The 11,733-nt window shown below is 70.5% G+C and carries 10 protein-coding genes; 2 read left to right on the top strand and 8 right to left on the bottom strand.

Annotated features, from left to right (window positions below; genetic code table 11):
- Positions 1-16 precede the first annotated feature (16 nt).
- From C5507_RS09985 to C5507_RS09975, 3 genes are all read right to left on the bottom strand, one after another.
- Positions 17-766, bottom strand: coding sequence for an enoyl-CoA hydratase/isomerase family protein (locus C5507_RS09985; protein ID WP_104528375.1), 750 nt, complete (start codon positions 764-766; stop codon positions 17-19).
- A 109-nt stretch (positions 767-875) separates the two neighbouring features.
- Positions 876-1,742 (bottom strand): HNH endonuclease, encoded by an 867-nt coding sequence (locus C5507_RS09980; protein ID WP_104528374.1) that lies wholly within the window; start codon positions 1,740-1,742, stop codon positions 876-878.
- A 110-nt stretch (positions 1,743-1,852) separates the two neighbouring features.
- Complete coding sequence (locus tag C5507_RS09975; RefSeq protein WP_242611089.1) at positions 1,853-2,197, bottom strand: nucleotide pyrophosphohydrolase; 345 nt, start codon at positions 2,195-2,197, stop codon at positions 1,853-1,855.
- 128 nt (positions 2,198-2,325) lie between these two features.
- Here C5507_RS09975 and C5507_RS09970 point away from each other — a divergent pair, with 128 nt between their 5' ends.
- Positions 2,326-4,191, top strand: a complete 1,866-nt coding sequence (locus C5507_RS09970; protein WP_207225756.1) for a DUF2075 domain-containing protein — start codon at positions 2,326-2,328, stop codon at positions 4,189-4,191.
- Positions 4,192-4,193: 2 nt separating this feature from the next.
- Here C5507_RS09970 and C5507_RS22230 read toward each other — a convergent pair whose 3' ends face one another.
- From C5507_RS22230 to C5507_RS09945, 5 genes are all read right to left on the bottom strand, one after another.
- Complete coding sequence (locus C5507_RS22230) at positions 4,194-5,603, bottom strand: hypothetical protein (RefSeq protein WP_130504227.1); 1,410 nt, start codon at positions 5,601-5,603, stop codon at positions 4,194-4,196.
- 124 nt (positions 5,604-5,727) lie between these two features.
- Positions 5,728-6,492, bottom strand: a complete 765-nt coding sequence (locus tag C5507_RS09960; RefSeq protein ID WP_104528372.1) for a 3-oxoacyl-ACP reductase — start codon at positions 6,490-6,492, stop codon at positions 5,728-5,730.
- 5 nt (positions 6,493-6,497) lie between these two features.
- Positions 6,498-7,865, bottom strand: coding sequence for an aldehyde dehydrogenase family protein (locus tag C5507_RS09955; protein ID WP_104528371.1), 1,368 nt, complete (start codon positions 7,863-7,865; stop codon positions 6,498-6,500).
- A 24-nt stretch (positions 7,866-7,889) separates the two neighbouring features.
- A complete protein-coding gene (locus tag C5507_RS09950; protein WP_104528370.1) occupies positions 7,890-8,624 on the bottom strand; it encodes a gamma-glutamyl-gamma-aminobutyrate hydrolase family protein in 735 nt (244 codons plus the stop codon).
- Positions 8,605-9,969: a glutamine synthetase family protein gene (locus tag C5507_RS09945; RefSeq protein WP_104528369.1), complete on the bottom strand. Its 1,365-nt coding sequence runs from the start codon at positions 9,967-9,969 to the stop codon at positions 8,605-8,607. Before C5507_RS09945 ends, C5507_RS09950 begins: the two co-directional genes overlap by 20 nt.
- A gap of 263 nt (positions 9,970-10,232) precedes the next feature.
- Between C5507_RS09945 and eat the strand changes: the two genes are divergently transcribed.
- Positions 10,233-11,681, top strand: coding sequence for an ethanolamine permease (eat, locus tag C5507_RS09940; RefSeq protein ID WP_104528368.1), 1,449 nt, complete (start codon positions 10,233-10,235; stop codon positions 11,679-11,681).
- Positions 11,682-11,733 lie beyond the last annotated feature (52 nt).

Raw genomic sequence — 11,733 nt, 5'->3', positions numbered from 1 at the left:
CGGCCCTCGTTCGGGATCAGACGCGTGCGGCGCGTCGCATTGACCACATCTGGGCCGGGCGCTCGGACTGCATCGCAACGTCCCACGGGATCGCGCCGTTGACGACCTCCTTGCGAAAGTTGCCCACCGCCACTCGCGCCAGCTCCGGGTCGGCCGCCACCCGCTGAGCCAGCTCGATCGCCCGGTCCTCGACCGCGGCATCGTCCAGCGCCTCCCAGGCGAGCCCGAGATCGACCGCCTTGTCGCCGTTGATCTCCTCGCCGAACAGCGCCATCGCCGCCGCGGCCTCGCGACCGATCAGCCGCGACAGGATCACGAAGTGGCCCCCACCCGGGTGCATTCCGCGCTTCAGGAAGCCGGCCAGCAGCCGGACGTCCTTGGCCACGATCCGCAGGTCCGCCGCCAGCAGCATGTTCATGCCGGCGCCAACCGCGGACCCGCGCACCGCCGCCACCGTCGGCACCTTCACCTGGCCCAGCCGGTAGAAGCTGTCGTAGATCTTCCCCATGCCCTCAAAGGCGTCGGGCGCCGCCGGGTCCTTGCCGGCGGAGGTCAGCGTCGCGACGTCGCCGCCCGCGCAAAAGGACTTGCCCACGCCGCGGATGACCAGCGCGCCGACCTCCGGCTTGGCGTCCACCTCATCGAAGGTCGCGATCAGCTCGTCGGCCATCCCCGGGGTCAGCGCGTTGCGCCGGTCGGGGGCGTTCAGCGTCACGATCGCGACGCCACCGTCCACCTCGAGCAGGACCTCACCGGTACCGGACACGAGCCCACCTTCCTGCCGAGCGGACCGACTCCGACGTCGGCCTCGAACACCTGACAGGCATCAGACCACGACGGGTTCCAGGTCACACCGGCGCCCTCGCAGGGGAAGCTCAGTCCAACCACCCGCAGAGGGAGTTGTGCTCCGCCAGCGCCTCGCGCAACGGCACGTGCCCCGCGTCGATCGGCCGTCGGATCTGCCGCTCGTCGAACTCCTCGTACTCACTCCCGTGAAGATCCGGCGGCACCCGCACCGTCCCGTAGGGCAGCACGGTGACCAGCCGCAGGTCGAACAGCGTGTGCAGATCCGCCCGCAGCAGCAATCCGTTCCCGGCCACGTGCGAGCCAGTCCCCCGATAAGGGCGGATGTGCGCCGCCTCCAAGGTTGCCTCCACCCGTGACCCGGAGATGCAGCACGTCCGGTCGAAAGCTCGCAGCAGCCCCTGCCGGAACGCCTGCTGCCCGCGACGAACCGCGATCAGCCGCTGGGCGTAGTCGCGTTCGTCGACCGTCGGCGGCACGTCGATGCCGGCGGCGCGGAGAAAGTCGGCGAGCGCCTGCTCCACCGTGCTGGCCGGCGGGCCGAACACCTCAGCGACGGCCGCCGTCGCTGCGTCCTCGAGAGCAGGGAACTGCCCGAGCCGGATGGTTGACCGCCGTCCAAGACCGGCCAACTCGGCAGCGTCGGCTCCCGCCATCGCGATCGGCGTCGGCGGGTCGCTCAACACGTCGATGCCGAATAGGTAGCGGTACCGCTCCGGCTCCGGCCATGGCACGTCCGTGACGCCGTGCGGTACATAGGCATCCGTCGTCGCCCGGCAGTGCGCCAGCCAACCTTCGGTGCTCTTCCAGAGGAAGAGGTCGTCGCCGCGCCGCACGCGTGCGCCGCTACCGGACGGCGTGCCCCACAACGAGTTCGCCTTGGCGATGTCCCAGTTCGATTCCGTACCCACGGCGATAGCGCCGATCCAGCCCGTCAACGGTCATGACCTCACCCGTGATCACCGGGGTGAAGGCATGTCCTGGCCGGAAGCCTGTTGGGCCGCGGTTCGCTACCGCCGAACGGCGGCGCAGCCATAGTGCGGAACGGTCAGTGCCGATCAGGCGCGACACCCCGATGCCCGTCGGCAGGAAAGCGCGACTCGTTGCGCTCGAGCTTCTTGGCGGCCTCGTCCGCCAGGTCGATCCCGGCGACGTCCGCCAACCGCACCAGGTACAGCAGGACGTCGGCCAGCTCCTCCCCGAGTCGCTCCCTCAGCCGCTCGTCCGAGACCGTCCGGGCCGCCGAGTCGGGCAGCCACTGCACCAGCTCCGCCACCTCACCCACCTCCCCGGTGAGCGCGAGGGTCAGCGATTTCAGGTCGTGGAACTGGCCCCAGTCCCGCTCGTCGGTGAAGGCCCGCATGCGTGCGGTCAGGTCCGCCAGATCGCTCACCGGCCGAGTATCGGTGCAGGGATTCCGAGCCCGCCCCGGCTAGGGTGGCCGGAAAGCGGACCGACTGGCTTCCGAACCCTGGACATGCCCCACCCGCACGTTGATTCGTGCTGCCCGGGGACAGGTTCGTGCCACTCCTTCGTACGTCCGGCAAGGGTCTCGCCGACCTCGCGCGAGCCGGCCGCATCGGTTCCACACTGGCCACCCAGATGGCACACCGGATGAGCCACTCCCCCTCCGCGGCCGAGATCCGCTCCTGGGACGCCAGCCTCGCCGCGCTCGCGGCGGACCTCGAGCAGGCCGGCCTCGAGGGCGTGGAGGTGCTGGCGGAGTACCAGCTGCCGCTGTCCAGCAAGCGGATCGACGTCGTCCTCGCCGGCGAGCACCCGACCCGCGGCGGCCCCTCGTACGTCGTCGTCGAGCTGAAGCAGTGGACCAAGGCCTCGTTGTTCGAGGGCGAACCCGAGCTGGTCCTGCAGCCGAGCTACGGAAGCCGCCCCGTGCTCCACCCGGTCGCCCAGGTCCGGGCGTACGGCGAGTACCTGCTCGACTTCCTCGGTGTGCTGCACGGCACCGACGACGTCCTCGCCGGTGCCGCCTACCTGCACAACGCGACCGACGACGGTGTCACCGCCATTCGTGGCTATCCGCAGGACGAGCTCGGCCGGTTCTTCACCGCCCAGGACCGCGGCGACTTCCACGGCTTCCTCCGCAGCCGCCTCTCCCCCACCAACGCCTCGATCCACGCCGACCGACTGCTGCGTTCCGCCGTCGCCCCGAGCAAGCAGCTGCTCGCGGTGGCGGCCGAGGAGCTGCGCACGCGGGAGCAGTTCGTTCTGCTCGACGAGCAGCGCGTCGCCTTCGACCTGGTGCTGCACGAGGTCGAGAAGGCCCGGCAGGGTGACCACAAGAGCGTCGTCATCGTCTCCGGGGGTCCTGGGAGCGGTAAGAGCGTCATCGCGCTGTCGCTGCTCGGCGAGCTCGGTCGCCGCGGCATCCGGGCAGCTCATGCGACCGGTTCGCGGTCGTTCACGCAGACGCTGCGCCGGGTGGCCGGCCACCGAGCGCCTCGCACGGCTGCGCTGTTCCGGTACTTCAACCAGTTCATGGACGCCGACCGGAATGGGCTCGACGTGCTCATCGCCGACGAGGCGCACCGGCTGCGCGAGACCTCGGCCAACCGGTGGACCAAGGCCGAGCACCGCACCGACAAGAAGCAGATCGACGAGCTGATCGACGCAGCGCGCGTCCCGGTGTTCCTCCTGGACCAGAACCAGGTCGTGCGTCCGGGCGAGATGGGCACCGTCGAGGACATCGAGAAGCACGCCCGCGAACGTGGCCTCGACGTCCACCAGATCGACCTCTCGACCCAGTACCGCAGCGGTGGCAGCGGTGAGTACATCGAGTGGGTGGAGCGGCTCCTGGGCCTCGCGCCGGGTGGTCCGGTTCCGTGGGCCGGGGACGACCGCTTCGAGGTCCGGACTGCGCCGTCGCCCTCGGCCATGGAGGCCGTCCTCGCCGAGAAACTCGCCGGGCACCAGAACGCGCGCATGGCGGCCGGCTACTGCTGGACCTGGAGCGACCCGCGACCGGACGGCTCCCTGGTGCCGGACGTGCGGATCGGCGACTGGAGCCGGCCCTGGAACCTCAAGGGTGACCGATCGGTCGGTGGCGCGCCGCCGGCCGCCCTGTGGGCGAGCGACGACCGTGGCTTCGGACAGGTCGGCTGCGTCTACACCGCCCAGGGCTTCGAGTACGAGTGGAACGGCGTCCTGCTGGGGCCGGACCTCGTCTGGCGCGGCGACCGGTGGGTCGCCGTCCGCAGCGCCAACCGCGACCCCGACTTCCGCAACACCAAGAAGGTCAGCGACGCCGACTTCGACCTGCTGGTGCGCAACGTCTACAAGGTGCTGCTCACCCGCGGCCTGCGCGGCGTCTACGTCTACTCCACTGACCCGGAGACCCAACGCTTTCTCGAGCGCATCGTCGCCTGAGTTCAGCCAGCTTCGGACGTCTCCGGCGCCGGCTCCGACCTCACCAGAGCCCTCACCTCGTCCGCGAGTGTGTCGTCGACCAGCACGTGACCTCGGTCGAACGTCTTGAGCGCCACGCGATTTTTGCCTTCCAGACGATCGGCGTATGCAACTTCCTTCTGGTGGCAGGTGGGGCACGGCCGCATGACGACCAACGGAGTGAGGTCCAGTGCACCATCGGCGCTCTGCAGGTAGAAGACGTCCTCCGCGAGGGGGGTCGGGCTCGTGAAGCTCCTGTGTTCGAAGTCGGGGTGGTCCCCCATCGCGCTCAGTGCCTGGACGTGGAAGTCGCCTTCTCGGCGGCGGAGCTTGACGTCGTGGACGAGCAGCCAGGGGCTTTCTGCCATGAACCGCGCGGCCTCGACAGCACGCAAGAACGCCGGTGCGACGCCACCCAATCGTTCGGAGGCCTCCAGGTTGTTCCGCGGCCCTGCCCCATGGGCCCAACGGTTGCGCTCGTGCAACAGCTGGCGCAGATCCGGTTCCAGGCCGGTCTTGCCCTTCTTAAGCTTCAAGGCATCAGCCATACCCGGGAGCGCGCTTTCGTGCCTCGCCATGGGCCGGTCGATCGACCGCACCACATCAAGCCAGTGCCCCCATGCCACACCGCGCGCGAAACCCCGCTGTAGCTGGTCAAGTTCCGGCGTGAGCACGTGGTGTTCACGCGCCCATATCGTGGAAATGATGCCGAGGACGATCGAGAGGGTCTCCGCAGCGCGGAGGACGTTCTCGTACGCGTCCTTCAGATCACCGGATTGCTGCACCGCACGGATGGCCCTGGCGACTGGATAAGGCAGGATCTCTCTAGCGCGCTGCAATGCAGGTTCGTCCCGAAGACTGCCGAGGTCCAAAGCTTTGATCGGCGTGGCTCCGGCCGAGCGCGCGTTCTGCTCCTCACCCGGACCTGTCGCCCCCCGGAACTCCGCCTGCTTGTGATGCTGAAGCGGACCCACTCGGGTCGATCGAGACGACGGTGTACTTGACGTCTGTGAATCAGGCCCCGTAACGGGCGGCGAGGCGTCCGCGCCATTCCGTGCCTCAGGCGGGGAACCGGAAGTCGGCAGGCTGGCACCCATGGCTGACGTCTGTCGTCGGTATCGCCACCGGCGCAGCAACAGCCGCAGATAGGCGGGGACGACACCGAGCAGCAGGCCAACGACGGCCGCGGTCAGAAGGGCGTTCACCCACATAGGCATCTGTGTCGTGGGTGGTGTATTCCTCGAGGGGAAGACCACGGAAAAGACACCGATGACGGCCCACGCGACCGTCCACCACGCGAGCCCATCCCGATACAGCGGCTTGTCGAAGAGTCCTAGCACCGCGCCGACTTGCTTCGGTGCTCGTCCGTGGTCTGGATCCTGCAGGGAAGCCACGTCGGAACAGTAGGTCAGCGCGATTCCATTACCTAGTCGTCGCGCCGGGCGGCTGCCGCATCCCCTCGTCCGCCTGGATGAGGCTGCGGCTCGGTGGCCAGCCAGTCGCGGGCGGCCAACTCGCTCACTCCGGCGTGACGTAGGCCCCCGAGATCCCGCCGTCGACGAGGAACGTGGACGCGGTCATGAACGAGGAGTCGTCGCTGGCGAGGAACGCGACCGCCGCGGCGATCTCCTCGGGCTCCGCGAACCGGCCCAGCGGCACGTGCACCAGCCGCCGCGCCGCGCGCTCCGGATCGGAAGCGAACAGCTCCTGCAGCAGCGGGGTGTTCACCGGCCCCGGGCACAGCGCGTTGATCCGGATCCCCTCCCGCGCGAACTGCACGCCGAGCTCCCGGCTCATCGCGAGCACGCCGCCCTTGGAGGCGCTGTAGCTGATCTGCGACGTGGCCGCCCCCATCACCGCCACGAACGACGCGGTGTTGATGATCGAGCCCTTGCCCTGCCGCTGCATGTAGGGGATCGCCGCCTTGCAGCACAGGAACACCGAGGTCAGGTTCACCTCCTGCACCCGCCGCCACGCGTCCAGCCCGGTCACCAGGATCGAGTCGTCCTCCGGCGGCGAGATGCCGGCGTTGTTGAACGCGACGTCCACCGAGCCGTAGGTCTCGTGCGCGGCGGCGAACAGCGCCTCGACGTCGGTCTCGCTGGTCACGTCGGCGCGCACGAACAGGCCGTCCACCTCGTCGGCGGCGCGCCCGCCGGCCGCCTCGTCGACGTCGGCGATCACGATCCGGGCACCTTCCGAGGCCAGCCGGCGCACCGACGCCAGCCCGATCCCGCTCCCGCCGCCGGTCACCACCGCGACCCGACCCTCCAGACGCTGCATGCTGCTCAATCCTCCGTCGCGAGAAAGACGTTCTTGGTCTCGGTGAACGCCGAGAGCGCGTCCGGGCCGAGTTCCCGGCCCAGCCCCGACTGCTTGAAGCCCCCGAACGGCGTGCCGTAGCGCACCGACGAGTGCGAGTTGACCGACAGGTTCCCGGCCTCCACCCCGCGGGACACCCGGAACGCCCGGCCGACGTCCCGCGTCCAGATCGATCCCGACAGCCCGTACTCGGAGTCGTTGGCGATCCGCACGGCGTCGTCCTCGTCGTCGAAGGGCACCACCGCGACGACCGGGCCGAACACCTCCTCGTGCAGCACCGGGTCGTCCGGGCGCGAGGGCGTCAGCACCGTCGGCGGGAACCAGAACCCCGGCCCGGACGGCGCACTCCCCCGGTACGCGACCGGCGCGTCGTCGGGCACGTAGGACGCGACCTTCGACAGGTGCGTGGCCGAGATCAACGGCCCCATCTCCGTGGCCGGGTCGGAGGGATCCCCCACCCGCAGGCCGGTCACGGCCGGCTCCATCAGCTCCAGGAACCGGTCGTACACCGAGCGCTGCACCAGGATCCGCGACCGCGCGCAGCAGTCCTGCCCGGCGTTGTCGAAGACGCCGTAGGGCGCGCTCGCCGCCGCCTTCTCCAGGTCGGCGTCGGCGAACACGATGTTGGCGCTCTTGCCGCCGAGCTCCAGCGTCACCCGCTTCACCTGCGCGGCACAGCCGGCCATCACCTGCTTGCCCACCGCCGTCGAGCCGGTGAACGACACCTTGCGCACCAGCGGGTGCTCCACGAACCGCCGTCCGACGACGGAGCCCTCCCCCGGCAGCACCTGGAAGACGTCGTCGGGGATCCCGGCTTCCCGCGCCAGCTCCGCCAGCCGCAGCGCGGTCAGCGGCGTCAGCTCGGCCGGCTTGAGCACCACGCAGTTGCCCGCAGCCAGCGCCGGCGCGAAGCCCCACGCCGCGATCGGCATCGGGAAGTTCCACGGCACGATCACGCCGACGACACCCAGCGGCTCGGAGAACGTGAGGTCCACTCCCCCGGCCACCGGGATCTGCCGGCCGAAGAGCCGCTCCGGTGCCGCCGCGTAGTACTCCAGGACGTCGCGGACGTGCCCCGCCTCCCACCGCGCGGCACCGATCGGATGGCCGGAGTTGCGCACCTCGAGGGTCGCCAGCTCCTCGACGGAGGCGTCGACGGCGGCCGCGAATCGCCGCAGCAGCCGCGCCCGGTCCGCCGGCGCCACCCGCCGCCACGAGGCGTGCGCCGCCGACGCGCGCTCGATCGCGCGATCGGCCTCCGCCGCCGAGGTCAGCGCCACCTTTTGCAGCGGCTGCTCGTCGGCCGGGTTGACCAGCTGGATGGTCGTGCTCACGCGTCTCCTCGGGAAGTCACGGGGTCAGGTCGACCCGGGGGTCGAGGCGTCGACCAGTGCCTGGAAGAGGCGACAGTCGTCGCCGTCCACCTCGGGGTGCCACTGCACCGCGACGGCGAACCGCGAACCGCGCAGCTCCACGGCCTCCAGTGTCCCGTCCTCGGCCCGGCCGACCGCCACCAGCTCCGGCGACAGCACGTCCACCGCCTGGTGGTGGTAGCAGTGCACGTCGGTCTCGGGCCCGAACAACCCCCCGAGCAGGGTGCCCTCGTCGAGCCGCACCCGCGTCCGCCCGAAGGTGGCCGGCGCCGGCTGGTGCCGCTCGTGGCCGACGACGTCGGGCAGGTGCTGCACCAGGGTGCCGCCCAGCGCGACGTTGAGCACCTGCATGCCGCGGCACACCCCGAGCACCGGTACGTCGGCGGCCAGTGCCGCCCGCAGCAGCGTCTCCTCTGCAGCGTCCCGGACGGCGGACGTCCCGCCCGTCCGCGGATGAGGATCGGCGCCGTACCGCGCGGGATCGACGTCCCCACCGCCGCTGAGCACCAGGCCGTCGAGCACGCCGATCACGTCCGGGTCCACCTCGTCCACAGGCGGTAGCAGCAGCGGCGTGCCACCGACCCGGGCCACGACGTCGACGTAGGACCGCGGCAGCACCGCGGCCTCGTGGTCCCAGACCCCGTGGCGGGCGTTCTGCAGGTAGGTCGTGACCCCGATCCGGGGACGCCGGCCCCCGGAGTCAGAGCCGTTCGAAGCCACGCACCCGCTCCCAGTCCGTCACCGCGGCGTCGAAGGCTTTGACCTCGACCCGCGCGGCGTTGACGTAGTGGTCCACGACCTCCTCGCCGAACGCCTTACGCGCCACCTCGCTGCCCTCCAGGCGGTCGGCGGCATCCCGCAACGTGGACGGCACCCGCGGCTTGTCCGAGGTGTAGGCGTTGCCGGTGACCGGCTCCTCCAGCGGCAGCCGGTTCTCCAGCCCGTGCAGCCCCGCGGCGATCAGCGCAGCGACGGCGAGGTAGGGGTTGACGTCGCCGCCGGGCAGGCGGTTCTCGAACCGCAGCGACTCGCCGTGCCCCACGATGCGCAGGGCGCAGGTGCGGTTGTCCACGCCCCAGGCCACCGCGGTGGGCGCGAAGCTGCCCTCGGCGAAGCGCTTGTAGGAGTTCACGTTGGGCGCGAGCAGCGCGGTGAACTCGCTCAGGCAGGCCAGCTGCCCGGCCAGGAAGTGCTCCATCAGCGGGGAGAAGCCGTGCTCCCGGTCACCGGCCATCGCGGACCTGCCGTCGGTTCCGCGCAGGCTCAGGTGGATGTGGCAGGAGTTCCCCTCCCGCTCGTCGAACTTCGCCATGAAGCTCAGGCTCATGTCGTGCTGCGCCGCGATCTCCTTCGCACCGGTCTTGTAGACGACGTGGTGGTCGCAGGTGCTCATCGCGTCGCTGTAGCGGAAGGCGATCTCGTGCTGGCCGAGGTTGCACTCCCCCTTGGTCGACTCCACGTACAGACCCGCCCCGGTCATGCCCCGGGCGATGTCGCGCAGCAGCCCGTCGACGCGGCCGGTGCCGATCAGCGAGTAGTCGACGTTGTACTGGTTCGCGGGCTCCAGGTCCCGGTAGCCGCGGCGCCAGGCGTCCTCGAACGACGTCTTGAAGGCGAAGAACTCCAGTTCCGTGCCGACGTGGGCGGTCAGCCCGTGCTCGGCCAGCCGGTCCAGCTGCCGCTGCAGCACCTGCCGTGGGGACGGCGCGACCGGCCGGCCGTCCAGCCACTGGACGTCGCAGAGCACCAGCGCGGTGCCGGCGTGCCACGGGATGAGCCGCAACGTGGCGAGGTCCGGCCGCAGCGCGAAGTCGCCGTAGCCCGACTCCCACGAGGTCATGGCATAGCCGGGGACGGTGTTCATCTCGACGTCGACGGCGAGCAGGTAGTTGCAGGCCTCGGCACCGTGCGTCAGCACCTCCTCCATGAAGTACCGGGCTCCGCACCGCTTGCCCTGGAGCCGGCCCTGCATGTCGGTCAGGGCGATGAGCACGGTGTCGATCTGGCCCCGCTCGACCAGCCGACCCAGCTCTTCGACGGACAGCGGTGCCGGTGGTCGCTCCACAAGCGCCTCCTCGGGCGGTGCCCTCGTCCGATCGGACGACGGCGGTCAACGGGCCAGCGGAAGCCCATTCGCCGCATGGAACAGGGTGACGCCGTCGCCGTCAACGGGAGCGGACCTCGGTCCACGCGGGAGGCCGACCAGGGCCGACGGTCTTGACAGGCCCGCCCGGGGCCCACCAGTCTTCCCGCCACCGATCCGCCTCCAAAGGTCCACGTCGAGCCCAATGCCTGCCGCTGGGCGGGCCCCACAGCCTGGAGTGCCGCATGGCCGACCGCCGATCGATCCACGGTGCCGACTACCAGCGCATGGGTGCCGACTACCTGCAGCAGAGACAGCTGAAGAGCGGGGCCGCCGGATGGGTCCTCCTCGCCGGGCTCGGCGTCGCCTACGTCATCTCCGGTGACTTCGCCGGCTGGAACTTCGGCCTCGCCGAGGGCGGCTGGGGCGGCCTGCTCATCGCCACCGTGCTCATGGCGATCATGTACACCGCGATGGTCTTCGGCCTGGCCGAGCTCGCCTCGGCGCTGCCGGTCGCCGGAGCCGGCTACGGATTCGCCCGCCGGGCCCTGGGCCCGCTGGCCGGGTTCGCCACCGGAACGGCGATCCTCATCGAGTACGTCATCGCGCCGGCCGCGATCGTGGTGTTCATCGGCGGCTACGTGGAGGCGCTCGGTCTGTTCGGGCTGACCAACAGCTGGCCGGTCTACCTCGCCTGCTACGCCCTCTTCGTCGGCGTGCACCTGTACGGGGTCGGCGAGGCGCTGAAGCTGATGTTCGGCATCACCGCCATCGCGGTCGTCGCGCTGGCCGTCTTCGTCATCGCGATGATCCCGCAGTTCGACCCGTCGAACCTCTTCGACATCGAGCCGACCGCCGCCGCCGGCGCGAGCGAGTTCCTCCCCTTCGGCTTCGCCGGCGTGATCGCGGCCTTCGTGTACGGCATCTGGTTCTTCCTGGCCGTGGAGGGCGTGCCGCTGGCCGCGGAGGAGGCGCGCGACCCCAAGCGGGACATGCCCCGCGGGATCATCGCGGCGATGATGGTGCTGCTGGTCTTCGCGGCGCTCATGCTGCTCACCGCGCCCGGCGGCGCCGGCTCCTCGGCGATCGCCGAGTCCGACAACCCGCTCCCCGAGGCCCTGCGTGCGGCCTACGACGGCAACACGTGGATGGCCGACTTCGTCAACTACGCCGGTCTGGCCGGGCTGGTGGCCAGCTTCTTCTCCATCGTCTTCGCCTACTCCCGCCAGCTGTTCGCGCTCTCCCGGGCCGGTTACCTGCCGCGCTGGCTGTCGCGCACCAGCACCCGCAAGACGCCGTACCTCGCGCTGATCGTGCCGGGCACGATCGGCTTCCTGCTCGCCGCGATCACCCAGGACGGCGCACTGCTGATCAACATCGCGGTGTTCGGCGCGACCGTCTCCTACGTGCTGATGATGCTGTCCCACATCGTGCTGCGGCGGCGGGAGCCGGACCTGCACCGGCCGTACCGGACCCCCGGCGGCGTGGTGACCACCGGCATCGCCCTGGTGCTTGCCGCAGGCGCCGTGGTGGCCACCTTCTTCGTCGACGAGAAGGCCGCCGGCATCACCGCGCTCATCTTCGTCGCGGCGCTCGCCTACTTCTGGTTCTACAGCCGGCACAACCTGGTGGCCGACGCCCCCGAGGAGGAGTTCGAGGCGATCGGGCGAGCCGAGGCCGAGCTGGCCGACTGATCCCGGCCGGAACTCCGGTGCAGCCAGAGGCGGCACCGCGACGGGCCGCCGA

The organism is Blastococcus saxobsidens (genome assembly GCF_002938435.1).
Taxonomy (GTDB): Bacteria; Actinomycetota; Actinomycetes; order Mycobacteriales; family Geodermatophilaceae; genus Blastococcus; species Blastococcus saxobsidens.
The sequence above is the reverse complement of the archived record's forward strand: the minus strand, read 5'-3'. Positions and strand labels throughout refer to the sequence as shown.